The 26,296-nt window shown below is 57.5% G+C and carries 25 protein-coding genes; 18 read left to right on the top strand and 7 right to left on the bottom strand.

Annotated elements, in window-relative coordinates:
- Positions 1–153 precede the first annotated feature (153 nt).
- The 7 genes from mreB (at position 154) to tldD (ending at position 10,212) form a co-directional block, all read left to right on the top strand.
- Positions 154–1,197 (top strand): rod shape-determining protein MreB, encoded by a 1,044-nt coding sequence (gene mreB, locus BJP61_RS19640; RefSeq protein WP_004385136.1) that lies wholly within the window; start codon positions 154–156, stop codon positions 1,195–1,197.
- 61 nt (positions 1,198–1,258) lie between these two features.
- Positions 1,259–2,272, top strand: a complete 1,014-nt coding sequence (mreC, locus tag BJP61_RS19635; protein ID WP_038865598.1) for a rod shape-determining protein MreC — start codon at positions 1,259–1,261, stop codon at positions 2,270–2,272.
- Positions 2,272–2,760: a rod shape-determining protein MreD gene (mreD, locus tag BJP61_RS19630; protein ID WP_004385134.1), complete on the top strand. Its 489-nt coding sequence runs from the start codon at positions 2,272–2,274 to the stop codon at positions 2,758–2,760. Before mreC ends, mreD begins: the two co-directional genes overlap by 1 nt.
- Positions 2,761–2,769: 9 nt before the next feature.
- Positions 2,770–3,345 carry a nucleoside triphosphate pyrophosphatase gene (locus BJP61_RS19625; protein ID WP_075193252.1) on the top strand — a complete coding sequence of 192 codons (576 nt, stop codon included), beginning with the start codon at positions 2,770–2,772 and terminating at the stop codon, positions 3,343–3,345.
- A 5-nt stretch (positions 3,346–3,350) separates the two neighbouring features.
- The gene (gene rng / locus BJP61_RS19620) at positions 3,351–4,820 is read left to right on the top strand and encodes a ribonuclease G (RefSeq protein WP_038865594.1); all 1,470 of its coding nucleotides are present in this window, start codon (positions 3,351–3,353) and stop codon (positions 4,818–4,820) included.
- Positions 4,821–4,880: 60 nt separating this feature from the next.
- The gene (gene yhdP, locus BJP61_RS19615) at positions 4,881–8,681 is read left to right on the top strand and encodes an AsmA2 domain-containing protein YhdP (protein ID WP_171999148.1); all 3,801 of its coding nucleotides are present in this window, start codon (positions 4,881–4,883) and stop codon (positions 8,679–8,681) included.
- An 85-nt stretch (positions 8,682–8,766) separates the two neighbouring features.
- On the top strand, positions 8,767–10,212 hold the full coding sequence (gene tldD / locus BJP61_RS19610; protein WP_075193254.1) for a metalloprotease TldD: 1,446 nt from the start codon (positions 8,767–8,769) through the stop codon (positions 10,210–10,212).
- Between the two features lie 35 nt (positions 10,213–10,247).
- Here the strand turns inward: tldD and aaeR are convergent, their stop codons facing one another.
- The gene (gene aaeR / locus BJP61_RS19605) at positions 10,248–11,192 is read right to left on the bottom strand and encodes an HTH-type transcriptional activator AaeR (RefSeq protein ID WP_038865589.1); all 945 of its coding nucleotides are present in this window, start codon (positions 11,190–11,192) and stop codon (positions 10,248–10,250) included.
- A gap of 175 nt (positions 11,193–11,367) precedes the next feature.
- Between aaeR and aaeX the strand changes: the two genes are divergently transcribed.
- From aaeX to BJP61_RS19580, 5 genes are all read left to right on the top strand, one after another.
- The gene (gene aaeX / locus BJP61_RS19600) at positions 11,368–11,571 is read left to right on the top strand and encodes a p-hydroxybenzoic acid efflux pump operon protein AaeX (RefSeq protein ID WP_004385128.1); all 204 of its coding nucleotides are present in this window, start codon (positions 11,368–11,370) and stop codon (positions 11,569–11,571) included.
- A 7-nt stretch (positions 11,572–11,578) separates the two neighbouring features.
- Entirely contained in the window at positions 11,579–12,511 is a 933-nt protein-coding gene (gene aaeA, locus BJP61_RS19595; RefSeq protein WP_038865587.1) for a p-hydroxybenzoic acid efflux pump subunit AaeA, read from the top strand.
- A gap of 5 nt (positions 12,512–12,516) precedes the next feature.
- Entirely contained in the window at positions 12,517–14,484 is a 1,968-nt protein-coding gene (aaeB, locus tag BJP61_RS19590; RefSeq protein ID WP_038865585.1) for a p-hydroxybenzoic acid efflux pump subunit AaeB, read from the top strand.
- 83 nt (positions 14,485–14,567) lie between these two features.
- Entirely contained in the window at positions 14,568–16,022 is a 1,455-nt protein-coding gene (locus BJP61_RS19585; RefSeq protein ID WP_171999146.1) for an NAD-dependent succinate-semialdehyde dehydrogenase, read from the top strand.
- 45 nt (positions 16,023–16,067) lie between these two features.
- A complete protein-coding gene (locus BJP61_RS19580; protein WP_038865649.1) occupies positions 16,068–16,340 on the top strand; it encodes a hypothetical protein in 273 nt (90 codons plus the stop codon).
- Positions 16,341–16,409: 69 nt separating this feature from the next.
- On the opposite strand, the gene yhcN (BJP61_RS19575) is transcribed toward BJP61_RS19580, so the two are convergent.
- The 3 genes from yhcN (BJP61_RS19575) to argR all read right to left on the bottom strand — a co-directional run bounded on the left by yhcN (BJP61_RS19575) (position 16,410) and on the right by argR (position 17,892).
- A complete protein-coding gene (yhcN, locus tag BJP61_RS19575; protein ID WP_038865581.1) occupies positions 16,410–16,676 on the bottom strand; it encodes a peroxide/acid stress response protein YhcN in 267 nt (88 codons plus the stop codon).
- A 117-nt stretch (positions 16,677–16,793) separates the two neighbouring features.
- Entirely contained in the window at positions 16,794–17,057 is a 264-nt protein-coding gene (gene yhcN / locus BJP61_RS19570; protein WP_038865571.1) for a peroxide/acid stress response protein YhcN, read from the bottom strand.
- A 364-nt stretch (positions 17,058–17,421) separates the two neighbouring features.
- Entirely contained in the window at positions 17,422–17,892 is a 471-nt protein-coding gene (gene argR, locus BJP61_RS19565; RefSeq protein WP_004385120.1) for a transcriptional regulator ArgR, read from the bottom strand.
- Positions 17,893–18,326: 434 nt separating this feature from the next.
- Between argR and mdh the strand changes: the two genes are divergently transcribed.
- Positions 18,327–19,265: a malate dehydrogenase gene (mdh, locus tag BJP61_RS19560; RefSeq protein WP_038865569.1), complete on the top strand. Its 939-nt coding sequence runs from the start codon at positions 18,327–18,329 to the stop codon at positions 19,263–19,265.
- 60 nt (positions 19,266–19,325) lie between these two features.
- Here the strand turns inward: mdh and degS are convergent, their stop codons facing one another.
- The 3 genes from degS to zapG all read right to left on the bottom strand — a co-directional run bounded on the left by degS (position 19,326) and on the right by zapG (position 22,424).
- Positions 19,326–20,393 (bottom strand): outer membrane-stress sensor serine endopeptidase DegS, encoded by a 1,068-nt coding sequence (gene degS / locus BJP61_RS19555; protein ID WP_038865568.1) that lies wholly within the window; start codon positions 20,391–20,393, stop codon positions 19,326–19,328.
- A 90-nt stretch (positions 20,394–20,483) separates the two neighbouring features.
- Complete coding sequence (gene degQ / locus BJP61_RS19550) at positions 20,484–21,851, bottom strand: serine endoprotease DegQ (protein ID WP_075193256.1); 1,368 nt, start codon at positions 21,849–21,851, stop codon at positions 20,484–20,486.
- Positions 21,852–22,025: 174 nt separating this feature from the next.
- Complete coding sequence (gene zapG / locus BJP61_RS19545) at positions 22,026–22,424, bottom strand: Z-ring associated protein ZapG (RefSeq protein ID WP_007753372.1); 399 nt, start codon at positions 22,422–22,424, stop codon at positions 22,026–22,028.
- Between the two features lie 203 nt (positions 22,425–22,627).
- On the opposite strand from zapG, the gene zapE reads away from it, so the two are divergent.
- From zapE to sspB, 5 genes are all read left to right on the top strand, one after another.
- A complete protein-coding gene (zapE, locus tag BJP61_RS19540; protein WP_171999144.1) occupies positions 22,628–23,758 on the top strand; it encodes a cell division protein ZapE in 1,131 nt (376 codons plus the stop codon).
- Positions 23,759–24,008: 250 nt separating this feature from the next.
- Positions 24,009–24,437, top strand: a complete 429-nt coding sequence (rplM, locus tag BJP61_RS19535; protein ID WP_002437467.1) for a 50S ribosomal protein L13 — start codon at positions 24,009–24,011, stop codon at positions 24,435–24,437.
- A gap of 14 nt (positions 24,438–24,451) precedes the next feature.
- Complete coding sequence (gene rpsI / locus BJP61_RS19530; protein ID WP_000829818.1) at positions 24,452–24,844, top strand: 30S ribosomal protein S9; 393 nt, start codon at positions 24,452–24,454, stop codon at positions 24,842–24,844.
- Between the two features lie 311 nt (positions 24,845–25,155).
- Positions 25,156–25,797 carry a stringent starvation protein SspA gene (gene sspA / locus BJP61_RS19525; RefSeq protein WP_038865561.1) on the top strand — a complete coding sequence of 214 codons (642 nt, stop codon included), beginning with the start codon at positions 25,156–25,158 and terminating at the stop codon, positions 25,795–25,797.
- A 5-nt stretch (positions 25,798–25,802) separates the two neighbouring features.
- Positions 25,803–26,294 carry a ClpXP protease specificity-enhancing factor gene (gene sspB, locus BJP61_RS19520; RefSeq protein ID WP_038865560.1) on the top strand — a complete coding sequence of 164 codons (492 nt, stop codon included), beginning with the start codon at positions 25,803–25,805 and terminating at the stop codon, positions 26,292–26,294.
- The last annotated feature ends 2 nt before the right edge of the window (positions 26,295–26,296 follow it).

Raw genomic sequence — 26,296 nt, 5'->3', positions numbered from 1 at the left:
GGAAAGGCCGGGGCGACGACGGTTTAGCAGGAGAAAAAGCCGCACTATTTTTCACCGATGCAGAACATTTTTTGCGCCTTGTCGCTGCTTCGTGTGGTTGGTAAAGTAAGCGGATTTTGTTTTCCGCCCCAGCTTTCAGGATTATCCCTTAGTATGTTTAAAAAATTTCGTGGCATGTTTTCCAATGACCTGTCCATTGACCTGGGTACCGCGAATACCCTTATCTATGTAAAAGGGCAAGGCATCGTACTAAATGAGCCTTCCGTGGTCGCCATTCGCCAGGATCGTGCCGGCTCGCCAAAGAGCGTTGCGGCCGTAGGTCATGAAGCGAAGCAGATGCTGGGCCGTACGCCGGGCAATATCGCTGCTATCCGCCCGATGAAAGATGGCGTGATCGCCGACTTCTTTGTCACGGAAAAAATGCTCCAGCACTTCATCAAGCAAGTGCACAGCAACAGCTTTATGCGTCCGAGCCCGCGAGTGCTGGTGTGCGTGCCGGTCGGCGCGACCCAGGTTGAACGCCGCGCGATTCGCGAATCCGCACAGGGCGCAGGCGCCCGCGAAGTTTTCCTGATTGAAGAGCCGATGGCGGCCGCGATTGGCGCGGGTCTGCCGGTGTCTGAAGCGACCGGCTCCATGGTGGTGGATATCGGTGGCGGTACTACCGAAGTGGCGGTTATCTCCCTGAACGGCGTAGTGTACTCCTCCTCCGTGCGTATCGGCGGCGACCGCTTTGACGAAGCCATCATTAATTATGTGCGCCGTAACTACGGCTCGCTTATCGGTGAAGCCACCGCTGAGCGCATCAAACATGAAATCGGCTCCGCCTACCCAGGCGACGAAGTCCGCGAAATCGAAGTACGCGGCCGCAACCTGGCAGAGGGCGTACCACGCGGTTTCACCCTGAACTCCAACGAAATTCTCGAAGCGCTGCAGGAACCGCTGACCGGCATCGTGAGCGCGGTTATGGTCGCACTGGAACAGTGCCCGCCGGAACTGGCTTCCGACATCTCCGAGCGCGGTATGGTACTGACCGGCGGCGGCGCGCTGCTGCGTAACCTTGACCGTTTGCTGATGGAAGAGACCGGCATTCCGGTCGTGGTGGCGGAAGATCCGCTCACTTGCGTAGCCCGAGGCGGCGGCAAGGCGCTGGAAATGATCGACATGCACGGCGGCGACCTGTTCAGCGAAGAGTAACAGCCGCAGGAAAGGGCAACTCAGGTTGCCCTTCTTGTTGGTTTGGGAATACGCATAGCCTATGAAGCCAATTTTTAGCCGTGGCCCGTCGCTACAGATTCGCCTTATTCTGGCGGTGCTGGTGGCGCTTGGTGTCATCATCGCCGACAGCCGCCTCGGTACGTTCAGTCAGATCCGAACGTACATGGATACCGCCGTCAGTCCTTTCTACTTTATCTCCAACGGTCCACGTGAATTACTCGACAGCGTCTCGCAAACGCTGGCGTCCCGCGATCAGCTTGAGCTGGAAAACCGGGCGCTGCGCCAGGAGCTGCTGCTGAAGAACAGCGAAATTCTGATGCTTGGCCAGTACAAGCAGGAAAACGCGCGTCTGCGCGAACTGCTCGGCTCGCCGCTGCGTCAGGATGAACAGAAAATGGTCACGCAGGTGATCTCGACGGTAAACGATCCCTACAGCGATCAGGTCGTGATTGATAAAGGCAGCGTTAACGGCGTTTATGAAGGCCAGCCGGTGATCAGCGATAAAGGCGTGGTCGGTCAGGTCGTCGCCGTGGCGAAACTCACCAGCCGCGTGCTGCTGATTTGCGACGCCACCCATGCGCTGCCCATCCAGGTGCTGCGTAACGATATCCGCGTGATTGCGGCCGGTAGCGGCTGCACCGACGATCTGCAGCTGGAGCACCTGCCCGCCAACACCGATATTCGCGTAGGCGACGTGCTGGTCACCTCCGGCCTCGGCGGCCGCTTCCCGGAAGGGTATCCGGTGGGCGTAGTCTCGTCCGTGAAGCTCGACACCCAGCGCGCGTATACCGTTATCCAGGCGCGCCCGACGGCGGGCCTGCAACGTCTGCGCTATCTGCTGCTGCTCTGGGGCGCCGATCGCGAAGGCGCCAACCCGATGACGCCGGAAGAAGTGCATCGCGTGGCGAATGAGCGACTGATGCAGATGATGCCGCAGGTGCTGCCTTCGCCGGATGCCATGGGGCCGCCTGCGCCAACTAACGCCGCGCCGAACGCCGCGTCAACGACCGCGCCGCCGTCTGGCGGCACGCCTCCCGCACAGGGAGGGCAGTAGTGGCGAGCTATCGTAGTCAGGGGCGCTGGGTTATCTGGCTCTCCTTTTTAATCGCGCTGCTGTTGCAGATCATGCCCTGGCCGGATGCGATTATTGTGTTCCGGCCTAACTGGGTACTGCTGATTTTGCTGTACTGGATCCTCGCCCTGCCGCATCGCGTAAATGTCGGCACGGGTTTTGTGATGGGGGCCATACTGGATCTTATCAGCGGCTCCACGCTGGGGGTTCGCGCCCTTTCACTGAGTATCATCGCCTATCTGGTCGCGCTGAAATTTCAGCTATTCCGCAACCTGGCGCTCTGGCAACAGGCGCTGGTCGTGATGCTGTTGTCGCTGGCTGCGGATATTATCGTCTTCTGGGCGGAATTCCTGGTTATCGACGTCGCTTTCCGGCCGGAAGTGTTCTGGAGCAGCGTGGTGAACGGTGTGCTCTGGCCGTGGATATTCCTGCTGATGCGCAAAGTGCGTCAGCAGTTTGCTGTACAATAAAGGACAGTTATGACAGATCTTTATCTCGCCTCGGGCTCGCCGCGACGTCAGGAGCTGCTGGGCATGCTGGGCGTCACCTTTGAACGTCTGGTGCCGGGTGTGGAAGAGCAGCGCGCCGAAGAGGAAGCGCCGCAGGATTATGTCACCCGTCTGGCCCGCGACAAAGCCCGCGCTGGCGTGGCGCTGGCCGCGCGCGATCTCCCTGTGCTCGGCGCGGACACCATTGTGGTGCTGGACGGCGACGTGCTGGAAAAACCGCGCGATGCCGCCCATGCCGCAGAGATGCTGGGCAGGCTTTCCGGGCAAACGCATCAGGTGATGACCGCCGTGGCGCTTGCGGACAGACAGCGCGTGCGCGAGCGGCTGGTCATTACCCGCGTGACGTTCAGGACGCTGACGGCGCAGGATATCGCGGCGTATGTCGGCAGCGGCGAGCCGATGGATAAAGCGGGCGCCTACGGCATACAGGGGCTGGGCGGCTGTTTTGTCAGAAGCATTGAAGGAAGCTACCACGCGGTGGTGGGCCTTCCGCTGGTAGAAACCTGGGAATTGCTGAGCGAATTCAACTCACTGCGTGAGGGATAAACAACATGACGGCTGAATTGTTGGTTAACGTTACCCCGTCGGAAACCCGGGTGGCGTATATAGATGGCGGTATTTTGCAGGAAATCCATATTGAGCGCGAAGCCCGCCGCGGGATAGTAGGCAATATCTACAAAGGTCGGGTCAGTCGCGTCCTTCCTGGAATGCAGGCGGCATTTGTAGATATTGGCCTCGATAAAGCCGCGTTTCTTCACGCCTCCGACATCATGCCGCACACTGAATGCGTGGCGGGCGATGAACAAAAGAATTTCACCGTCCGCGATATCTCCGAACTGGTGCGTCAGGGGCAAGACCTCATGGTGCAGGTGGTAAAAGATCCGCTCGGCACTAAAGGCGCGCGTCTTACGACCGACATCACGCTGCCGTCGCGCTATCTGGTGTTTATGCCGGGCGCGTCGCACGTGGGCGTTTCTCAGCGCATTGAGAGCGAAACCGAGCGCGAGCGCCTGAAACGTATTGTGGCGGATTACTGCGACGAGCAGGGCGGATTTATCATCCGTACCGCCGCTGAAGGCGTATGCGAGGCGGATTTATCGTCCGACGCCGCCTACCTTAAACGCGTCTGGACCAAAGTGATGGAGCGTAAAAAACGCCATCAGACGCGCTATCAACTCTACGGCGAGCTGGCGCTGGCCCAGCGCGTGCTGCGCGATTTCGCCGTCGCCCAGCTTGATCGCATCCGCGTCGATTCCCGTCTTACCTATGAAATGCTGCTGGAGTTTACGGCGGAGTATATGCCGGAGATGAACAGCAAGCTGGAGCATTACAGCGGTCGTCAGCCGATTTTCGATCTCTATGACGTCGAAAATGAAATCCAGCGGGCGCTGGAGCGCAAAGTCGAGCTGAAATCCGGCGGGTATCTGATTATCGATCAGACCGAGGCGATGACGACTATCGACATTAACACCGGCGCGTTTGTCGGCCATCGCAATCTCGACGACACCATCTTCAACACCAATATCGAAGCGACGCAGGCAATCGCCCGCCAGCTACGGCTGCGTAACCTCGGCGGCATTATCATCATCGACTTTATCGATATGAGTAATGAAGATCACCGCCGCCGCGTGCTGCACTCGCTGGAGCAGGCGCTGAGTAAAGATCGCGTGAAGACCAGCATCAACGGTTTTTCGCAGCTCGGCCTGGTGGAGATGACCCGTAAGCGGACCCGCGAAAGCATTGAACATGTGCTGTGTAACGACTGTCCCACCTGTCATGGCCGCGGCACCGTGAAAACGGTCGAAACCGTCTGCTATGAAATCATGCGCGAGATCGTACGCGTGCATCATGCTTATGACTCTGACCGATTCCTGGTCTATGCCTCGCCTGCCGTAGCGGAAGCGCTGAAAAGCGATGAATCCCATGCGCTGGCCGAAGTAGAGATTTTTGTCGGTAAGCAGGTTAAGGTGCAAATCGAACCGCTCTATAACCAGGAGCAGTTCGACGTGGTCATGATGTAGCGCACAGCGGTCAACTGTGTGAGTGAAGGTACCGCCGCGGCGGCTGACAAGGAGAGAAGGGTGAGGCGACTGCCGGGCATTTTGCTACTCACAGGCGCAACGTTGATTGTTATCGTCGCACTGATGGTGAGTGGATTGCGGCTCGTGCTGCCTCATCTCAACACCTGGCGCCCGGCTCTGCTGGAAAAAATCTCATCAGCCACCGGCGTGCCGGTACAGGCGAGCCGTGTCGAAGCCTCCTGGCAAACGTTCGGGCCGACGCTCGACGTACGCGATATCCATGCGCAGCTCAGCGACGGTGGCCACTTCTCGGTCAGGCGCGTCACCGTCGCGCTGGACGTCTGGCAGAGCCTGCTGCATGCGCGCTGGCAGTTTCGCGATCTCACCTTTTATCAGCTTCAGGTGCGTACCAACACGCCTATCAGGCAGAGCGAAGGCGGCAATCCGCTCGAAGGCAACAAACTTAGCGATCTGTTCTTCCGCCAGTTCGATCACTTCGATCTGCGCGACAGTACGCTCAGCTTTATTACCCTCTCCGGCCAGCGCGCCGAACTCGCCGTTCCTCAATTAACCTGGCTTAACGGGAAAAACCGTCACCGCGCCGAGGGCCAGGTGAGCCTTTCCAGTCTGACGGGTCAGCACGGCGTGATGCAGGTGCGCATGGATCTGCGTGACGACAACGGCCTGCTGAATCGCGGTACGGTCTGGATGCAGGCCGACGATGTGGACGTCAAACCCTGGCTGGGCCAGTGGATGAAAGACAATGTTGACCTCACCAGCGCGCAGTTCAGCCTTGAAGCCTGGATGACGCTGCGCGACGGCGAAATCGCAGGCGGGGATATCTGGCTGAAACAGGGCGGTACGACATGGCGCGGCGACGAGCGCAGCCACCGGCTCTCTGTGGATAATCTCACCGCGCATATCAGCCGCGCCGACGATGCCTGGCAGGTCACTATTCCGCAAACGCGGATCACCGTCGACGATAAGCCCTGGCCCGCAGGCTCGCTGAATCTGGCCTGGCTTGCCAACCAGCCGGTAGCGGGCGACAAAGTGCGGCGCAGCAGCGAACTGCGCGTGCGCGCCAGCAATCTTGAGCTGAGCGGGCTGGAAGGTTTTCTGCCGCTGGCGACCCGGCTGGCGCCTTCGCTTGGCGACGTCTGGGGCAGCACGCGCCCGCAGGGGAAAATCGACGCGCTGGCGCTCGATATTCCGTTACAGGCCACTGACAAAACCCGCTTCATGGCCAAATGGCACGACCTCTCCTGGCAGCAGTGGAAACTTCTGCCGGGGGCCGAGCATTTTTCCGGCACGGTCGTCGGTAGCCTTGAGCATGGCCGTTCAACGATCAGCATGAACGACGCCCGGATGCCGTATAAGAGTGTTTTCCGCGCGCCGCTTGAGATAGTCCGAGGCGCGGCGACCTTCGACTGGCGTAAAAATGTTGATGGTTTCACGCTGGACGGTAAAAACCTGGACGTGCAGGCCAACGCGCTGTGGGCGCGGGGCGATTTCCGCTATCAGCAGCCGAAGCACGGGCAGCCCTGGCTTGAGATCCTGGCGGGTATTCAGACGAGTGACGCGAAGCAGGCCTGGCGCTATTTCCCGGAGAATCTGATGGGCAAGGATCTGGTGGATTACCTGAGCGGTGCCATTCAGGGCGGACAGGTGGACAACGCCACGCTGGTGTATGTCGGCAATCCGCAACATTTTCCCTATAAGCAAAACGACGGGCAGTTTGAGGTTTATGTGCCGCTGCGTAACGCCACCTACGCGTTTCAGCCGGACTGGCCTGCGCTGAAAGATGTCGCTATCGATCTCGATTTCCGCAACGACGGCCTGTGGATGGCGGCGCCGCAGGTGCAGCTTGGCGGCGTCACCGGGAAAAACCTGACGGCTGTTATCCCTGATTACTCCCAGGAAAAGCTGTTCATCGATGCGGATATCGCAGGGCCCGGCAAGGCGGTCGGACCATACTTCAATGATACGCCGCTTGCGGATTCGCTGGGAACGACCCTCGAAGAACTCCAGCTCGACGGCGATGTGAATGCTCGCTTACATCTCGATATTCCACTCGACGGCACTATGACGACCGCCGAGGGCGACGTGTGGCTGCGTAACAACGCGCTGTACGTGAAACCGCTGAACAGTACGCTGCATAATCTGAACGGCAAATTCAGCTTCGTGAATGGCAATCTCAAAAGCGAACCCTTACAGGCCACCTGGTTTAATCAGCCGCTGAATATCGACTTCTCCACCCGAGAGGAAGAAAAAGCCTACCAGGTCGAGGTGAATATGAACGGCGACTGGCAGCCCACCCGAACCGGGCTGCTGCCGAAACCGCTTAATGACGCGCTCAGCGGCTCGATTCCCTGGAACGGCAAAGTGGCGATTTCGCTGCCGTACCACGCTGGTGTTAATTATCAGGTCGATATCACCGGCGATCTGAAGAATGTAAGCAGTCACTTACCGGAGCCGGTAGACAAAGCGGCGGGTAAAGCGTTGCCGTTCAGGGTGCGCGCTAAAGGCGATGTGAAAAGCTTCGATGTGACCGGCAACGCCGGGTCTGAAAACCATTTCAACAGCCGCTGGCTGCTGGGCCGCAAACTGACGCTTGATCGCGCCATCTGGGCGACCGACAGCCGCACCACGCCGCCGCTGCCGGAAAACCGCGGAGTAGAGCTGAACCTGCCCGCAATGGACGGCGCGCAGTGGCTGGCGCTCTTTAACCAGGGCGCGGCGCAGAAAGTAAGCAGTACGACACTGTTCCCGGAAGAAGTGACGCTGCGCACCCCCGCGCTCACCTTTGGCGGCCAGCGCTGGAATAATTTAAGCGTGATGGCGAAACCGCAGGCTGGCGGCACGGAAGTTTCCGCGCAGGGGCGTGAAATCAACGGACGTCTGGTGATGCGCGACGGCGCGCCGTGGCAGGCGATTATCGATTATCTCTATTACAACCCGGCGCATGAAAACGAAGCGGCCTCGGTGTTTAGCGGCGGGGCCGGGCAAAAAACGCAGGCCGTTGATTTCAGCGGCTGGCCGAACCTGGCGCTGCGCTGCGCGGAGTGCTGGCTGTGGGGCCAGAAATATGGCCGCATCAACGGCGATTTCACGATTAATGGCGATACGCTGTCGCTCGCGAACGGTCTGCTGGATACCGGCTTTGCGCGTCTCACCATGCAGGGCGAATGGGTTAACCGCGCCGATGCGATGCGCACGTCGCTTAAAGGCGTGCTCAAGGGCAAACAGCTCGATGCGGCGACCAGTTTCTTTGGCGTGAAAACGCCGCTGCAGGGGTCGTCCTTTAATGTCGATTACGATCTTCACTGGCGCGACGCGCCGTGGAAACCGGACGACGCCTCGCTCAACGGCGTGCTGCATACCCGGCTCGGTAAAGGGCAAATCGCCGACCTCGGCACCGGTCATGCCGGGCAGCTTCTGCGTCTGCTGAGCTTCGACGCGCTGCTGCGCAAGCTGCGCTTTGACTTCAGCGATACCTTCGGCGAAGGTTTTTATTACGATTCGATTCGCAGCACCGCGTGGATCAAAGACGGCGTGTTGCATACTGACGACACGCTGGTGGATGGCCTTGAAGCCGATATCGCCATGAAAGGCTCCGTTAACCTGCCGGCGCGGACGCTGGATATGGAAGCGGTCGTCGCGCCGGAAATTTCGGCGACGGTCGGCGTGGCGGCGGCCTTCGCCGTGAACCCTATCGTCGGCGCGGCGGTATTCGCGGCCAGTAAAGTACTCGGCCCGCTGTGGAATAAAATCTCGGTGCTGCGCTATCACCTCACCGGGCCTGTCGATAAGCCGCAAATCAACGAAGTGATGCGCCAGCCGCGCGCGGAAGTGGCGCAATGATTTGACGCCGCGGCTGAATTACCGCAAGCTCGCCTGATAACCTATTTCATTGCCCGTGCGGGCAGGACCATGAGAGTAGCAAACAATGAGTCTGAACCTGGTAAGTGAGCAGCTACTGTCTGCAAATGGCCTGAGCCATCAGGATCTCTTCTCCATTCTGGGCCAGCTTTATGAGCGTCGCCTGGATTACGGCGATCTCTATTTTCAGTCCAGTTATCACGAATCCTGGGTTTTAGAAGACCGCATCATTAAAGACGGTTCTTACAATATTGACCAGGGTGTGGGCGTGCGCGCCGTCAGCGGCGAGAAAACCGGCTTCGCTTATGCCGACCAGATTAGCCTTGCCTCGCTGACGCAAAGCGCGCAGGCCGCGCGCAGCATCGTGCGTGAGCAGGGCGAAGGGCGCGTCAAGACCCTGAGCGCGGTGGAATATTCTCCGCTCTACACCACGCTCGATCCGCTGCAAAGCCTGAGCCGCGAAGAAAAGCTCGATATTTTACGCCGCGTCGATAACGCCGCGCGCGCGGCGGATAAGCGCGTGCAGGAAGTGAGCGCGAGCCTGACCGGCGTCTATGAACTGATCCTGGTCGCCGCGACCGACGGGACGCTGGCGGCGGATGTCCGTCCGCTGGTGCGCCTCTCCGTGAGCGTGCAGGTGGAAGAAGACGGCAAGCGCGAGCGCGGATCCAGCGGCGGCGGCGGACGTTTCGGCTACGAGTGGTTTATGGAAAATACCGACGGCGAGGTGCGTGCCGAGGCCTGGGCGCGTGAGGCGGTGCGGATGGCGCTGGTGAACCTGAGCGCCGTCGCGGCGCCCGCCGGTACGCTGCCGGTGGTGCTGGGCGCAGGCTGGCCTGGCGTGCTGCTGCACGAGGCGGTCGGTCACGGTCTTGAGGGCGATTTTAATCGCCGCGGTACGTCGGTGTTCAGCGGCCAGATGGGCAAGCTGGTCGCTTCCGAGCTCTGCACCGTCGTGGATGACGGCACGCTTGCCAACCGTCGCGGCTCGCTGGCGATTGATGACGAAGGCGTTCCGGGCCAGTACAACGTGCTTATCGAGAACGGCATCCTGAAAGGCTACATGCAGGATAAACTCAACGCGCGCCTGATGGGCGTCGCGCCGACCGGTAATGGCCGCCGCGAATCTTACGCGCACCTGCCGATGCCGCGTATGACCAACACCTATATGCTCGCCGGGAAATCGACGCCGCAGGAAATTATCGAGTCGGTAGACTACGGAATTTTCGCGCCGAATTTCGGCGGCGGCCAGGTGGATATCACCTCCGGCAAGTTCGTGTTTTCGACCTCTGAAGCTTACCTGATTGAAAAAGGGAAAGTGACGAAGCCGGTGAAAGGCGCGACGCTTATCGGCTCCGGTATTGAGGCGATGCAGCAGATCTCAATGGTCGGCAACGACGTGAAGCTGGATAACGGCGTCGGCGTCTGCGGCAAAGAGGGCCAGAGCCTGCCGGTGGGCGTCGGTCAGCCAACGCTGAAAGTGGATAACCTGACGGTCGGCGGCACCGCATAATCGTCTGTGTCGCCCCTCCGCTGCGAGGGGCGACATTATGCGCGGCTCTCTTTCCCTTTCACATTTCTCCCCCGCATCTCCTGATAGACCTGCGCCACCTTCACGAAATAATCAGTCAGCGCGTTAATGCAGACCTGCACCTTGAGCGGCAGCTTGTCCTTTTCGGTATAGAGTGCATAGACCGGCCGCGGGTCGGACTGATAGCGCGGAAAGAGGATCTCCAGCTCGCCGCTGTTGATCTCGTCGATCACCCACATCAACGGCACATAGGCGATGCCCGCGCCCGCTTTTAACCAGCGGGAGAGCGTCATTGGATCATTGGTGACAAAGCGGCCCTGCGGCAGCAGGCGCGTCGAAATGCCTTCCGGGGCGATAAGCTCGAATTCGTTGTCAGGGCGCACGCTATATTCAAGCCATGAATGGTTGGCGAGATCGGCTGGTTTTTCCGGCGTGCCCGCCTGGGCGAGATAGCTCTTCGCCGCGCAGACCACCATCGGCATAGAGCCGAGGCGTTTTGAGAACAGGCTGGAGTCCTGGAGCGCGCCGACCCGAATAACGACATCCAGCCCGTCGGCAATAAGATCCGGCGCGGGAATGCCGGTGACAAGGTTGACCGACAGGCCTGGATAATCGCGCAGCATGTTTGCCGTCAGGCTGGCCAGTACATTTTGCGCCATAGTTGAAGAACAGCCGATACGCAGCGTGCCGATGGGACTGTTGTTAAAAGCGTACAATTGCTCATGGACTTCCTGTACTTCATGCAGCATGCGTCGGCAGCCCTGATAGTAGATCCGGCCAGCTTCGGTTAAGCCAATACTGCGGGTACTGCGGTTTAACAGCTTGACCTGTAACTCGTCTTCCAGTTTCGAGACCGTCTGACTGATAGAAGAGACGCTCATCTCAAGCTGCCTTGCGGCGCTGGTAAATGAGCCCAGCTCTACCACTTTGGCAAACACCGACATTCTTTTTAGTCGTTCCATTATTCACTCTGGCTTAAAAGTGATTTAGATCACATATCATAGATAACTTACTATCAGTTACGCTAATATATTATTTCCAACATAACTAACACCGCACTCTCGCCCGGCCATTCAAGGCCACTCGTTGCGGAATATAGTTTAAAAATCAATAGCCTGCACGAAAATCAAGGTCAAAATGAGTCTTTTTCCGGTCATAGTGATATTCGGTCTTTCGTTTCCGCCGATCTTTTTTGAGCTTCTGCTGTCGCTGGCGATTTTCTGGCTGGTGCGCCGTGCGCTGATCCCGACCGGGATCTACGATTTTGTCTGGCATCCGGCGTTATTTAATACGGCGCTCTATTGCTGTCTGTTCTATCTGCTGTCGCGCTTGTTTGTCTGAGGTTGATGTGAAATTACTAACAACAAAAATAACCCGCACAGCCATCACCGTGGTGCTGGTCGTGCTCGCCTTCATCGCCATTTTTCGCGCCTGGAGTTTTTATACTGAGTCGCCCTGGACGCGTGACGCGCGCTTTAGCGCCGATGTCGTCGCCATTGCGCCCGACGTCGCCGGGCTTATCACGTCAGTCGACGTGCATGACAACCAGCTGGTGAAGAAAGATCAGGTGCTCTTCACTATAGACCAGCCGCGTTACCAGAAGGCGCTGGAAGAGGCGGAAGCTGATGTCGCTTACTATCAGGCGCTGGCGAACGAGAAACGCCGCGAGGCGGGACGCCGCAATAAGCTCGGCATCCAGGCGATGTCGCGTGAAGAGATTGACCAGGCGAATAACGTCCTGCAAACCGTGCTGCACCAGCTGGCGAAAGCCGAGGCGACGCGCGACCTGGCGAAACTCGATCTCCAGCGCACTGTTATCCGCGCCCCCGCGGATGGCTGGGTCACCAACCTTAACGTATATGCCGGCGAATTTATTACGCGCGGCTCTACCGCTGTGGCGCTGGTGAAACAGAACAGTTTCTACGTTCAGGCTTATATGGAAGAGACCAAGCTTGAAGGCGTGCGCCCTGGCTTTCGCGTCGAGATAACGCCGCTTGGCAGCAATAATGTGCTGCACGGCACCGTGGATAGCGTCTCGGCGGGCGTCACCAACGCCAGCAGCACCCGTGATGATAAAGGCATGGCGACGGTCGACTCCAACCTCGAATGGGTGCGCCTGGCCCAGCGCGTGCCGGTGCGCATTCGCCTCGATAAACAGCCTGGCAACCTGTACCCGTCCGGCACTACGGCGACCGTGGTGGTGACCGGCGAGCGCGACCGCGACCGTAGCCACGAATCGGCCTTTAACAAGCTGATGCACCGCCTGCGCGAATTCGGTTAAACGCTATGGGATTCCTGTCTATCGATCCCCGGCATCTGCGCTTTGCGATAAAACTCGCCACCGCGATTGTGCTGGCGCTGTTTGTCGGGTTTCACTTTCAGCTTGAAACGCCGCGCTGGGCGGTGCTGACCGCCGCTATCGTGGCGGCGGGCCCGGCTTTCGCGGCGGGCGGCGAGCCCTGGTCCGGCGCTATCCGTTATCGCGGTATGCTGCGCATTATCGGCACCTTTATCGGCTGTCTCGCTGCGCTGGTGATTATCATCGGCACGATACGCGCGCCGGTAGTGATGCTGACCGTCTGCTGCATCTGGGCCGGTTTCTGCACCTGGGTCTCCTCGCTGGTGAAAGTGGAGAACTCCTACGCCTGGGGACTCGCGGGTTACACGGCGCTGATTATCGTCATCACCATTCAGACCGAGCCGCTGCTGGCGCCGCAGTTCGCGCTGGAGCGCTGCAGTGAAATCGTGCTCGGGATTTTCTGCGCCATTATCGCCGACCTGTTATTTTCGCCGCGCTCGATTAAAAAAGAGATCGACCGCGAGCTCGACGCGCTGCTGGTGGAGCAGTTTCGCCTGATGCAGCTCTGCATGGCTCACGGCGACAGCGAAGAGATGGATAAAGCCTGGGGCGCGCTGGTGCGGCGCACCGCGGCGCTCGACGGCATGCGCGTGAACCTTAATATGGAATCGTCGCGCTGGGGGCGCGCAAACCGGCGACTGAAAGCGCTGAATACGCTTTCGCTAACGCTGATTACCCAGGCCTGCGAAACGTATCTCATCCAGAATACCCGGCCGGAGTCGATTGCCCCGGAATATCGCGAACTGTTTGTCGAGCCGGTGGAAACCGCCGCTGATGTACACCGCCGCCTGAAGTTTATCCGTCGCGTCCTCTCCTGGACCGGCGAGCACGACACCCCGGTGACGATTTACACGTGGGTCGGCGCCGCCACGCGCTATCTGCTGCTGAAACGCGGCGTCATCACTAACGCGAAAATCAGCGCGGTGGAAGAAGACGTATTGACCGATGAGGTGGTGGTCAAAGCCCCCTCGGCGGAGCGCCATCACGCGATGATTAACTTCTGGCGCACCACCGTCTCCTGCCTGCTGGGCACGCTGTTCTGGCTCTGGACCGGCTGGACCTCCGGCAGCGGGGCGATGATCATGATAGCCGTGGTGACGGCGCTCGCGATGCGTCTGCCGAACCCGCGCATGGTATCGCTCGATTTCCTCTACGGCATGCTGACGGCGCTGCCACTCGGGGCGTTCTATTTCCTGGTCGTGTTGCCATCGACCCAGCAGAGTATGTTGTTGCTCTGTATCAGCCTGGCGCTGCTCGGCTTTTTTATCGGTATCGAGGTACAGAAGCGGCGGCTTGGCTCGATGGGCGCGCTGGCGGGCACCATTAATATTCTGGTGCTGGATAACCCGATGACGTTTCATTTCAGCCAGTTTCTCGACAGCGCGCTGGGGCAACTGGTGGGCTGTGTGCTGGCGACGATGGTGATTGTCGTCATTCGCGATAATTCGCAGGCGCAGACCGGACGCATGCTGCTGAATCAGTTTGTTTCGGCGGCGGTGTCATCGCTCACCACGAACAAGGCGCGGCGCAAAGAGAACCATCTGCCCGCGCTCTATCAACAACTCTTTCTGTTGCTGAGCAAATTCCCAGGCGACGTGGCGAAGTTCCGGCTGGCGCTGAACCTGATTATTGCGCATCAGCGGCTGCGCGAAGCGCCGGTACCGGTGAATGACGATCTTTCGGCGTTTCATCGCCAGCTGCGGCGTACGGCGGATCGGGTAATTTCCGCGTCCAGCGACGAAAAGCGGCGCGCCACATTCCGCCAGCTGCTGGATGAGCTGGCGATTTATCAGGAGAAGCTGCATGTCTGGGCGGCGCCGCAATCGGTTATCGATTCCGTGAAGCGGCTGACCGATATGCTGCATAAATATCAGCATGCCCTGACCAACAGTTAAGCCTCAAACCGACGCCCAAAGCGTCGGTTTTTTTCTGACTATACTTACCTCCATCCACGGAATTTCACGTGCAGGAGGGGACAATGACCGCACAACCATTTGCAGGACATGCGTTTTTTAAGACCGGCTACTTTGTTGACGGGAAATGGCATAACGCGCAGGAAACCTTTGATGTACTGAATCCGGCAACGGGCGAGGTGATAGCCCAGGTGGCGAAAGCCGGAAAAAAAGAGACCGAGGCCGCCATCGCCGCGGCCAGCCGTGCCTTCCCTGCCTGGCGCTCAAAAACTGCGAAAGAACGTTCTGAAATCCTCTATCGCTGGTATCAGCTGATGATCGAAAACAAGCGCTGGCTTGGCGAGCTGATGACGAGCGAACAAGGCAAACCGCTGAAAGAAGCCGAAGGCGAAGTCGAATACGCGGCGAGTTTTATTCAGTGGTTCGCTGAACAGGCCAAACGCGCCAACGGTGAAATCATTCCGCCCGCGAAGCCTGGCTCACGCATTCTGGCGACCCGCGAACCGGTCGGCGTGGTGGCGGCGATCACCCCCTGGAACTTCCCGATGGCGATGCTGACCCGCAAACTCGGCCCGGCGCTCGCCGCGGGCTGCACTGGCGTCATTAAACCGGCGAACAACACGCCGCTCAGCGCCTTCGCGCTGCTGGCGCTGGCGCAGGAAGCCGGCGTGCCAGACGGCGTGCTTAATGCGGTCGCGGGCAATACGTCAGAGATAAGCGATGCCATTATGGCAAGTTCTGAAGTGCGTAAAATTTCGTTTACCGGCTCCACGGCTGTGGGTAAGACGCTGATGCGCAATGCCGCCGAAACGATGAAAAAAGTCTCGATGGAGCTTGGCGGCAACGCGCCGTATATCGTCTTTGACGACGCTGACATTGACGCGGCGGTGAAAGGCGCCATCGCCAATAAATTCCGTAACGCAGGCCAGGTGTGCGTCAGCGTTAACCGCTTCTACATCCAGGAAGGCGCCTATGACCGTTTCGTTAACCAGCTGGCGGAGGCGGTAAAAGCGCTGAAAGTGGGTAACGGCATGGAAGAGGGCGTGGTTGTCGGGCCGCTGATTGAACAATCAGCAGTCGCGAAAGTGCGCGAGCATGTCGAAGACGCGGTGGCGAAGGGCGCGAAAGTGCTGACAGGCGGTAAACCGCACGCGGCTGGCGGCAATTTCTGGCAACCAACGGTGCTGATTGACGCGAACGACGACATGAAGCTCGCTCAGGAAGAGACGTTCGGCCCGCTCGCTGCCTGTTTCAGCTTCAAAACGGAAGAAGAAGTTATCGCGCGTGCGAACAATACGCCTTACGGGCTGGCAGCGTACTTCTATACGCAGAATTTACAGCGCGTATTCCGCGTCTCGCAGGCGCTGGAAAGCGGCATGATAGGCGTTAACGAATGTGCGGTCTCGACCGAGCTTGCGCCGTTTGGCGGCGTGAAAGAGTCTGGCCTTGGGCGCGAGGGTTCTGTGCTGGGGCTGGAAGAGTTTATGGAAGTGAAAACGCTGCATCTTGGCGGGTTATAAGCGTGAGGGCGGCGCCATGGCCGCCCGATGAACGTGGTGGCGACAATGAAAAGCTATAGTTTCGATTTCAGTACCATTGCCGATCAGAATGATTTCTGTCAGGCGTTTGCCGCGACGTTTGGCGTTACGCCAGAGCGTGTCGGGGATCTGGATAGTCTCTGGAAAGTCGTGACGGAAGGTGAGTTGCCGTTGCCGCTGGAGATCGTCTTCCTGCACGTGACGGCGGAGATCAAGCGGCGCTTCGGCGCGCTGATTTTGCTGTTTGATGAAGCAGAAGAGGAGCTGGAAGGTCAGCTCCTCTTCAATATCCGGCAATAACCATACTTCAAACCCTTAAAAAGGCCCCGCGAAGCAGGGGCAAAAGTCGTCGGAGAAGACGACGAGGGTTTATTTGTACAGTTCTGCCGTGGCGTGCCAGTGATCGCCCTGAGTCAGTTCAGTGATGCGATAGCTGCTGGCGCCTTCTTTTTCGGCTTTCTCAGCCAGCTGCTGGCGAACATCCATCGGCGAGCCGGTCAACTGCGTCACAGAGACGGAGCCCATCGGCTGGAGATTTTGCGCCTGCTGCGCGTTAACTTGTTGTACTGCGGCACTCGCGCCGAAAGAGAGTACGGATGCAAGGCCCAGAGCAGCGATGGTAAAAGTCGTTTTCATTATTTATTCCTCATGCAGGTGTGTTCAGCGGCCTTAATGGTTAGCGTACGGTTTTTATCGGGCCGCTGAGAGGTATTACGGGATTCGGCGCGTTAGCGCGTCTGACGGTAATAACGCTTATTTATAAAGCTCGGCAGTCGCGTGCCAGTGATCGCCGGTACGGGCTTCGATAACGCGGTAAGCCGTCGCGCCTTTCGCTTCTGCTTTTTCATTCAGCATCTGACGCAGATCCATCGGCGCGCCGCTAATAGCGTCAACGGAGACGGTACCGATAGACTGGCGGTTCTGCGCTTGCTCTGCGTTGATGGAGTCGGCTGCGAAAGCACCGAAGGAGAGCATCGAGAGAAGTGTCAGGGCTGTTACAGTAGATTTGGTTTTCATGTTCTTTTCCTCGTCGTAATTGTTATCGGTGGGGTCTTATTGTGTGACCCTCATCACAAAAACAAGTATACACTAATCACCCAAAAAATTAATGCGATCCTAATGATTTCCTATGAAACTTTGTGCGTTCACGGCGTTTTTTTATTACCGATCATTATAAAAATAGTCATTAAAAGACCAGTTTCCGATTAATTTGTTTAGAAATCATTCGGTTAATTGAATTTGATAATTTGTGCGGTTTTTAAGCCGAACCACGAGCGGCATCGTAAAAAGACAGACGGATTACGCTGCAGGCGTAATAAAAGGAAGAAGAAAAGCGGGGTCAAACAAGCAACCGCCGGGAGAACCGGCGGTATCTCAGGCGTTACAATTCCTGCTCGAACAGCACCAGAATGGCTTCGTAAAGATCTTTCACCGTAAAGCCGCGCGCGGGCGTGGTAAAAATAGTGTCATCACCGGCGATAGTGCCGAGGATCCCTTCAGCTTTACCGAGAGAATCCAGCAGACGCGCGATGAGCTGCGCGGCGCCGGGGCTGGTATGAATGACCACGACGGCGTCGTTGTAGTCGATATCGAGCACCAGGTTTTTCAGCGGGCTGGAGGTGGTCGGTACGCCAAGCTCAACCGGCAGGCAATACACCATTTCCATTTTGGCGTTGCGCGTACGCACGGCGCCAAACTTCGTTAACATGCGGGAGACTTTGGACTGGTTGATGTTTTCGAAACCCTGGTCCTGGAGCGCCTGGACGATTTCGCCCTGGGAGCTGAACTTCTCTTCTTTTAGTAACGCTTTGAAGGCTTTGACTAATTCTTCTTGTTTTGCGGAGCTACGCATATATCACCCGTATACAGGCCAATAAACAACATTATTATGCATTGTAATGAATTTTTATGCAAATTATCTGCCTTGCGGCGGGCTGAAATAATGTTATGAAAGAGACGAATTTTATCAAATTACGTTATCAAGGAACATGCCTGCGTCACGACTCGCAAATAAGCCTTTAAGTAAACCAAATGTTATCAAAATGATGTTGTTTTGATGCTTAAAGAGGGTGTAATGTAACCGCCTGTTGAGATGTTGCTTCGGTAGTGACCCGGCGGCAACCGCGTCGTCTGCACCCGGCGAGAAGGCCGCATCGCTTTCAGTTAAACGCGCTACGATCGCAAACTGCGAGCGAAAACAGTGCTATAACTTCCTCCCAGGATGATTATGGTCGCCACCTCATGGAGTAACGGCACACAATTGCTAACCATAATAAGGAGTTTAGGATGAAAGTTGCAGTCCTCGGCGCGGCGGGCGGTATCGGCCAGGCGCTTGCCCTTCTACTCAAGACCCAACTGCCTTCAGGTTCAGAACTCTCTCTGTATGACATCGCACCGGTGACCCCAGGGGTAGCGGTAGATTTAAGTCATATCCCGACCGACGTGAAAATCAAAGGTTTCTCCGGCGAAGACGCCACCCCGGCGCTGGAAGGCGCAGACGTGGTGCTGATCTCCGCAGGCGTTGCCCGTAAACCAGGTATGGACCGTTCCGATCTGTTCAACGTGAACGCCGGGATCGTGAAAAACCTGATCCAGCAGGTCGCCACGACCTGCCCGAAAGCGTGCATCGGCATCATCACTAACCCGGTCAACACCACCGTGGCTATCGCGGCGGAAGTGCTGAAAAAAGCGGGCGTGTACGATAAGAACAAACTGTTCGGCGTGACCACGCTGGATATCATCCGCTCCAACACCTTTGTGGCGGAACTGAAAGGTAAAAAACCAGCTGAGCTGGACGTGCCGGTTATCGGCGGCCACTCTGGCGTGACTATTCTGCCGCTGCTCTCCCAGATCCCGGGCGTGAGCTTTACCGAGCAGGAAGTGGCCGATCTGACCAAACGCATCCAGAACGCGGGCACCGAAGTGGTGGAAGCGAAAGCGGGCGGAGGCTCTGCGACCCTGTCTATGGGCCAGGCGGCCGCGCGTTTCGGTCTCTCGCTGGTGCGTGCGTTGCAGGGCGAGCAGGGCGTGGTGGAATGCGCCTATGTGGAAGGCGACGGCGAATATGCGCGTTTCTTCTCACAGCCGCTGCTGCTGGGTAAAAACGGTATCGAAGAGCGTAAATCTATTGGCACCCTGAGCGCTTATGAACAGCAGTCGCTGGAAGGCATGCTGGATACGCTGAAAAAAGATATCGCCCTGGGCGAAGAGTTCGTTAACAAGTAAGCGCTGGCGAACAAAAAAAACCGGAACTCAGGTTCCGGTTTTTTTATGCCTGCGCTTGCGCTATTCCGGCGTCGCCGGATATTCCTGAATCGTCACCTGGATGGTGAGCTTGCGATCGTTACGCATCACTTCTACCGGGATCACCGACCCTGGACGGATTTCTGCCACCTGGTCCATGGTTTCCAGCGCAGAGATAGCCGGCTTTTTGTTTACCGACACAATGACATCGTTCACCTGAATGCCTGCGCGCGCGGCCGGACCATCCTGCGCCACATCATTGACCACAATTCCCTGAATCTGATCGATACCCGCCGCAGGCGTGTGCATAGGCGTGATTTCACGGCCGCTGATGCCGATGTAGCCGCGAATGACGCGCCCGTCGCGGATCAATTTTTCCATAATGCGCGTGGCGAGTTGGGTCGGGATGGCGAATCCGATGCCTTCCGGCGTTTCGCCGTCGTTGCTCTTATCAAAAGAGAGCGTGTTAATGCCCATCAGTTCGCCCAGCGAATTCACCAGCGCGCCGCCGGAGTTGCCGTGATTGATAGAGGCGTCGGTTTGCAGAAAGTTCTGACGCCCCGAGGGGTTGAGACCAATGCGCCCGGTGGCGCTGATAATCCCCTGCGTGATGGTCTGCCCGAGGTTATAGGGGTTGCCTATTGCCATCACCACATCGCCGATGTGCGGCATACGCTGCGGATTGATAGGGATAACCGGCAGGGCGGTGGCGTTGATTTTCAGCACCGCGAGATCGGTCAGGCTGTCGGAGCCGACCAGCAGCGCCTCGAACACGCGGCCATCCTGCAACGCCACGATTATCTGGTCGGCGTCGTTGATCACATGTTTGTTGGTCAGAATATAGCCGCGCTGGTCCATGATAACGCCGGAGCCGAGCGTGCGGATTTCGAGCTGGCTGCGATTGCTGCCGCCAAGGCTGCGATTATAGACATTCACTACCGCAGGCGCAGCGCGACGCACCGCCCGGTTATAGCTCACGGGGGTCTCATCGTTACTGTCGAGTCGCGGCTGCAACAGCGGATTGTACGGACGCAGGGAAGGCACGAGCGTCAGCAGCAGCGCTGCTACGATCAACCCCGCAATCACCGAGCGTAAAAGCTTCAGAAACATGTGTATGAGATAAGTAGTCAGGGGACGGGCGCAGCATATCATGAGTTAAACGGACATCACACGCGGCGTGATGTCCGTTATCTCAGTTTATTAACGCAGCAGTAAATAGAGGCTGTCGTTGCCGCGCACGATGTGCAGGGCGATGATCGCAGGCTTGCTAGCCAGCAGCTTGCGCATTTCCGCAATCGTACTAACGCGCTCGCGGTTGACGCCGACAATCACGTCATCTTTATGCAGGCCCGCCTGCGCGGCCGCGCTGCCTTTTTCGACGTTATCAATCGTGATGCCTTTGGTGCCGTCTTTAAGCTGACCGTCGCTCAGCGTCGCGCCTTGCAGGGCCGGGGCGATGATATCGGCGCTGGCGGAAGACGACGTGCTCTTATCAAGCGTCACTTCGACTTCCTGCGCTTTGCCATTACGCAGCAGGCCAAGCTTCACTTTGGTGCCCGGCTCGGTGGTGGCGATGCGCGAGCGCAACTCCGCGAAGCTGTTCAGTGGACGGCCATTCAGGCTGACAATGACATCGCCGGCTTTAATGCCCGCTTTGGCGGAGCCGGAGTTTGGCAGCACTTCACTGACAAACGCGCCGCGCTGCGTGTTCAGATTGAACGCTTTGGCGATATCGGCGCTCATCTCGGTGCCTTTAATGCCGAGGAGGCCGCGTTTCACTTCGCCGGACTGCATCAGCTGTTTCGCAAGCGTCTGGGCCATATTCGCGGGGATCGCGAAGCCGATACCCACGCTGCCGCCGCCCGGCGCGAGAATGGCGGTGTTAATGCCGATAAGTTCGCCGTTGAGGTTTAACAGCGCGCCGCCGGAGTTGCCGCGGTTGATGGAGGCGTCGGTCTGGATGAAGTTTTCAAAGCCCTCAAGATTCAGTCCGCTGCGCCCGAGCGCCGACACAATGCCAGAGGTGGCAGTCTGGCCGAGCCCGAACGGGTTACCGACGGCGACCACGAAATCACCGACGCGCAGTTTGTCGGAATCCGCTACCTGGATTTGCGTCAGGTTGCTGGCGTTTTGCAACTGGAGTAGTGCGATATCGCTCTGGTCGTCACCGCCGATGAGTCTGGCGTCGAATTCGCGTCCATCATTAAGCTGTACGCTGATTTTCTCGGCGTGGTTAATCACATGGTTGTTGGTGAGCACATAGCCTTTCGCGGCGTCGATAATGACGCCGGAGCCGAGCCCCTCAAACGGCTGTGCCTGCTGGTCAGGCATGGATTCGCCGAAAAACTTTTTCAGCTCTTCCGGTACGCGCTGCTCCTGCACGGCGGTGCCTTCTACCTGGACGCTGACCACGGCAGGCAGCACTTTTTCCAGCATCGGCGCAAGGCTTGGGGTCGCAGGCTGGCCCGGCACCTGCGAGGGCAGGGCGGCGAACACCGGAGCGGGTGCCGAGAAAGAGAGACCGAGACTTAACGCTAACGCACTCAACAGCAGGGTTTGTTTTTTCATGAACGCAGCTCTCGCAACCTGGTTATAAACCGTAACCTGAAAAGACGGATATTATTGAATTCTCAATGTCGTAACAATGCTGTCATCGGGACGGCAGCGCTCAGAATAAGCATAGTCAGCGCCCAAAGAAAAGCGGGCGCAATATGCGCCCGACGGTAAGGATAGTCAGCTGAATCAGTTGCGCTTCGCGCCGGTGCGAAGCAGGCCGGACGCGCCGTCAGAGTAGTCGCGCGGCATCTGTACCGGCGCCTGATCGTTGCTGGCTTCCGATTCCGCAAGGCGATTGCGGAACGGATTGGTCTCAGCGGACATTTCCGGCAGCAGGCTGCTTGAGCTTTTCGCCATGTGCTGATAAAGCTGACGATAGTCATGCGCCATGTTATCCAGCAGTTCGGCGCTGCGGGCGAAGTGGCTGACCAGTTCTTCGCGGTAGTCGTCAAGCTCCGCCTTGTTTTTCTCAAGCTCATATTGCAGAGCCTGCTGTTGACGTAATTTGCGGTTACCGAAACGCATAGCGACGGCGCCGATAATGATGCCGACGACTAACCCAATAAGCGCATATTCCCAGGTCATGAACATCTCCCGTTGTCTTGTGATTCCGTAGGGTGGTAACGGCGAGGCTTGGTTTCTCGTCTGCGTGCCGTCGACCGGTAAACCCACTATAACCGCTAATTCAGGAGAAGTGGAATCCTGGAGCGGCATGGCGTAGTGTAGAGCGGCCTTTTTTTGGCCAAATCACGCTGCGGCGAACCGTTTTCAGGAAGTAAGAATAATATATGCAGAGCATCTCTCCGACATCGCGCTACCAACAGGCCCTGAACGAGGGCACCCATCAGCCGGACGACGTCCAGCAAGAAGCGGTAAATCGTCTGAATCTTATCTGGCAGGCGCTTTCACAGAAATCCGCCGAACCTGCGCCTGCCCGCGGCGGTCTGCTGACCAAAGTCGGCAAGCTGTTCGGTAAACGCGACGAAAGCCCCCAGGAAGCGCCGGTACGCGGCTTATATATGTGGGGCGGCGTCGGGCGCGGCAAAACCTGGCTGATGGACCTTTTTTTTCACAGCCTGCCGGGCGAGCGTAAGCTCAGGCTGCACTTTCACCGCTTTATGTTACGCGTGCATGAAGAACTCGCCGCGCTGCAGGGGCAAACCGATCCGCTGGAGGTCGTCGCCGACGGCTTTAAAGCGCAGGCCGACGTTATCTGCTTCGATGAGTTTTTTGTTTCCGACATTACCGACGCCATGCTGCTGGGCGGCCTGATGCAGGCGCTGTTCGCGCGCGGCATTACGCTGGTAGCGACCTCCAACATTCCGCCGGATGAGCTTTACCGTAACGGCTTGCAACGTACGCGCTTTCTGCCTGCTATTGACGCGATTAAGACGCATTGCGACGTCATGAACGTCGATGCGGGAATTGATTACCGTCTGCGCACGCTAACGCAGGCGCACCTGTGGCTGTCGCCTCGCGATGAAGCGACGGCGCGCCAGATGGATAAACTCTGGCAGGCGTTGGCTGGCGCGCCGCGTCGTGAGGCACCGTCGCTTGAGATTAACCATCGCCCGCTGCCTACGCTTGGCGTGGAAAACCAGACGCTCGCGGCATCGTTCGCTACCCTGTGCGTGGATGCTCGTAGCCAGCACGATTACATCGCGCTGTCGCGCCAGTTCCACACGGTATTGCTGTTTGATGTGCCGGTGATGACCACATCCACCGAGAACGCGGCGCGGCGTTTTATCGCGCTGGTGGATGAGTTTTATGAACGCCAGGTGAAGCTGGTGGTATCGGCGGATGCGCCGCCAGAACGCATCTATCAGGGCGAACAGCTGACGTTTGAATTTCAGCGTTGCCTGTCGCGTTTGCAGGAGATGCAGAGCGAGGAATACCTCAAGCGTCCCCACCTGGCCTGAGGCCTGGCCGCTCCTCTGCGCGCAGGGGAGCAAATCCTGTGACTTTACGCATAAAAGGGGTCGATCTTTGTACTCGACTTCTCTATAATCTTGCGACCCCACGTTACAAGAAAGTTTTTTTCCCGAAACTTTTGTGTGCCGAAAACATATCCGAGGGGGTAGGTTTGCGGACTTTGTCGTGTGAACCTCAACTCAATTTAAGCGTTTGGGTGTTCGCCAACGTGTAACTCTATATTTGGGTAAGCTTTTAATGAAAACTTTTACAGCTAAACCAGAAACCGTAAAACGCGACTGGTATGTTGTTGACGCGACCGGTAAAACTCTGGGCCGTCTGGCTACCGAACTGGCTCGTCGCCTGCGCGGTAAGCACAAAGCGGAATACACTCCGCACGTTGATACCGGTGATTACATCATCGTTCTGAACGCAGAAAAAGTTGCTGTAACCGGCAACAAGCGTTCTGACAAAATGTACTACCACCACACTGGCCACATCGGTGGTATCAAAGAAGCGACCTTTGAAGAGATGATTGCCCGCCGTCCTGAGCGCGTAATTGAAATCGCGGTTAAAGGCATGCTGCCGAAAGGCCCTCTGGGCCGTGCTATGTACCGTAAACTGAAAGTTTACGCGGGCAACGAGCACAACCACGCGGCGCAGCAACCGCAAGTTCTGGACATCTAATCGGGATTATGGCAATGGCTGAAAATCAATACTACGGCACTGGTCGCCGCAAAAGCTCCGCCGCTCGTGTGTTTATCAAACCGGGCAACGGTAAAATCGTTATCAACCAGCGTTCTCTGGAACAGTACTTCGGTCGCGAAACTGCCCGCATGGTAGTTCGCCAGCCGCTGGAACTGGTCGACATGGTTGAGAAACTGGATCTGTACATCACTGTTAAAGGTGGTGGTATCTCTGGTCAGGCTGGTGCGATCCGTCACGGTATCACCCGCGCTCTGATGGAGTACGATGAGTCTCTGCGTTCTGAACTGCGTAAAGCTGGCTTCGTTACTCGTGACGCTCGTCAGGTTGAACGTAAGAAAGTCGGTCTGCGTAAAGCACGTCGTCGTCCGCAGTTCTCCAAACGTTAATATTTTCTGCTCTTGCAGAATCGTATTGGCGAAAAACCCGGCATACAGCCGGGTTTTTTTATGCCCGGAATTTTTATCTGTCCCTAATCTACTGAAATCCCGTCCATTTACGGCAATCGGATAAAACCTCTCACCACAAGCTGCGCAAAATCTGGTAAACTATCATCCAATTTTGTGCCCAAATGCTGGTAACTGTTCACGTTTTGTTCGTTTTGCAGACGGAAGTAAGTTCGGCACGGAAGGGTAATCGATAAGGCCAGTCGTGTTTGCGGCTGGTAGCAGTAACTTTCTGAATATACCTGGAGGTTTTCATGGCTGTCGCTGCCAACAAACGTTCGGTAATGACGCTGTTTTCTGGTCCTACTGATATCTACAGCCATCAGGTCCGCATTGTGCTGGCTGAAAAGGGTGTCAGCTTTGAAATTGAGCATGTGGAAACGGATAACCTGCCGCAGGATCTGATTGACCTCAACCCAAATCAAAGCGTGCCGACGCTGGTAGACCGTGAACTGACTCTGTGGGAGTCGCGCATCATTATGGAATATCTCGATGAGCGTTTCCCGCACCCGCCGTTAATGCCGGTTTATCCGGTCGCTCGCGGTGAAAGCCGCCTGTATATGCACCGTATCGAGAAAGACTGGTACTCACTGATGAACGTGATCGTCAGTGGTTCCGCACAGGAAGCTGATGCGGCACGTAAACAGCTGCGCGAAGAGCTGCTGGCTATCGCGCCGGTATTTGGTCAGAAGCCGTACTTCCTGAGCGACGAATTCAGCCTGGTAGACTGCTACCTGGCGCCGTTGCTGTGGCGTTTGCCTCTGCTGGGCGTTGAGTTCAGCGGCGCGGGCGCTAAAGAGCTTAAAGGCTACATGACTCGCGTGTTTGAACGTGATTCGTTCCTGGCGTCGCTGACCGAAGCCGAGCGCGAAATCCGTTTGCAAACCCGGGGTTAAACCTTATGGATATGTCTCAGCTCTCTCCACGTCGTCCTTATCTGCTGCGTGCCTTTTATGAATGGCTGCTGGATAACCAGCTGACGCCGCACCTGGTCGTGGATGTGACGCTGCCGGGCGTGCTGGTGCCGCTGGAGTATGCGCGTGATGGTCAAATCGTTCTGAACATCGCGCCGCGTGCGGTGGGCAATCTCGAACTGGCGAATGACGAAGTGCGCTTTAATGCCCGTTTCGGCGGCGTACCGCGTCAGGTCACCGTACCGCTGGCTGCTGTGCTGGCTATCTACGCCCGCGAAAACGGCGCCGGTACGATGTTCGAGCCAGAAGCCGCTTATGATGAAGAGATGGCGAGCCTGAATGACGAGAACAGCGCTGAAGAGCCGGAAACGGTGATGTCCGTGATTGATGGCGACAAGCCTGATGACGCGGATGGTAACGATCCGGATGACGAGCCGCCGCCGCGTGGCGGACGTCCTGCGTTGCGCGTTGTAAAGTAATC

It is taken from the genome of Cronobacter sp. JZ38 (genome assembly GCF_008932145.1).
Lineage (GTDB): Bacteria > Pseudomonadota > Gammaproteobacteria > Enterobacterales > Enterobacteriaceae > Cronobacter > Cronobacter muytjensii.
The sequence above is the reverse complement of the archived record's forward strand: the minus strand, read 5'-3'. Positions and strand labels throughout refer to the sequence as shown.

What these genes read in the sequence shown, in the direction of transcription:
- zapG (WP_007753372.1), bottom strand. Translation starts at nt 22,424, where the DNA reads ATGACCTGGGAATATGCGCTTATTGGGTTAGTCGTCGGCATCATTATC.
- degS (WP_038865568.1), bottom strand. Translation starts at nt 20,393, where the DNA reads ATGTTTCTGAAGCTTTTACGCTCGGTGATTGCGGGGTTGATCGTAGCA.
- mdh (WP_038865569.1), top strand. Translation starts at nt 18,327, where the DNA reads ATGAAAGTTGCAGTCCTCGGCGCGGCGGGCGGTATCGGCCAGGCGCTT.
- sspA (WP_038865561.1), top strand. Translation starts at nt 25,156, where the DNA reads ATGGCTGTCGCTGCCAACAAACGTTCGGTAATGACGCTGTTTTCTGGT.
- degQ (WP_075193256.1), bottom strand. Translation starts at nt 21,851, where the DNA reads ATGAAAAAACAAACCCTGCTGTTGAGTGCGTTAGCGTTAAGTCTCGGT.
- tldD (WP_075193254.1), top strand. Translation starts at nt 8,767, where the DNA reads ATGAGTCTGAACCTGGTAAGTGAGCAGCTACTGTCTGCAAATGGCCTG.
- aaeR (WP_038865589.1), bottom strand. Translation starts at nt 11,192, where the DNA reads ATGGAACGACTAAAAAGAATGTCGGTGTTTGCCAAAGTGGTAGAGCTG.
- yhcN (WP_038865581.1), bottom strand. Translation starts at nt 16,676, where the DNA reads ATGAAAACGACTTTTACCATCGCTGCTCTGGGCCTTGCATCCGTACTC.
- rplM (WP_002437467.1), top strand. Translation starts at nt 24,009, where the DNA reads ATGAAAACTTTTACAGCTAAACCAGAAACCGTAAAACGCGACTGGTAT.
- yhcN (WP_038865571.1), bottom strand. Translation starts at nt 17,057, where the DNA reads ATGAAAACCAAATCTACTGTAACAGCCCTGACACTTCTCTCGATGCTC.
- BJP61_RS19585 (WP_171999146.1), top strand. Translation starts at nt 14,568, where the DNA reads ATGACCGCACAACCATTTGCAGGACATGCGTTTTTTAAGACCGGCTAC.
- mreB (WP_004385136.1), top strand. Translation starts at nt 154, where the DNA reads ATGTTTAAAAAATTTCGTGGCATGTTTTCCAATGACCTGTCCATTGAC.
- BJP61_RS19580 (WP_038865649.1), top strand. Translation starts at nt 16,068, where the DNA reads ATGAAAAGCTATAGTTTCGATTTCAGTACCATTGCCGATCAGAATGAT.
- rpsI (WP_000829818.1), top strand. Translation starts at nt 24,452, where the DNA reads ATGGCTGAAAATCAATACTACGGCACTGGTCGCCGCAAAAGCTCCGCC.
- aaeB (WP_038865585.1), top strand. Translation starts at nt 12,517, where the DNA reads ATGGGATTCCTGTCTATCGATCCCCGGCATCTGCGCTTTGCGATAAAA.
- zapE (WP_171999144.1), top strand. Translation starts at nt 22,628, where the DNA reads ATGCAGAGCATCTCTCCGACATCGCGCTACCAACAGGCCCTGAACGAG.
- sspB (WP_038865560.1), top strand. Translation starts at nt 25,803, where the DNA reads ATGGATATGTCTCAGCTCTCTCCACGTCGTCCTTATCTGCTGCGTGCC.
- mreC (WP_038865598.1), top strand. Translation starts at nt 1,259, where the DNA reads ATGAAGCCAATTTTTAGCCGTGGCCCGTCGCTACAGATTCGCCTTATT.
- BJP61_RS19625 (WP_075193252.1), top strand. Translation starts at nt 2,770, where the DNA reads ATGACAGATCTTTATCTCGCCTCGGGCTCGCCGCGACGTCAGGAGCTG.
- aaeX (WP_004385128.1), top strand. Translation starts at nt 11,368, where the DNA reads ATGAGTCTTTTTCCGGTCATAGTGATATTCGGTCTTTCGTTTCCGCCG.
- argR (WP_004385120.1), bottom strand. Translation starts at nt 17,892, where the DNA reads ATGCGTAGCTCCGCAAAACAAGAAGAATTAGTCAAAGCCTTCAAAGCG.
- rng (WP_038865594.1), top strand. Translation starts at nt 3,351, where the DNA reads ATGACGGCTGAATTGTTGGTTAACGTTACCCCGTCGGAAACCCGGGTG.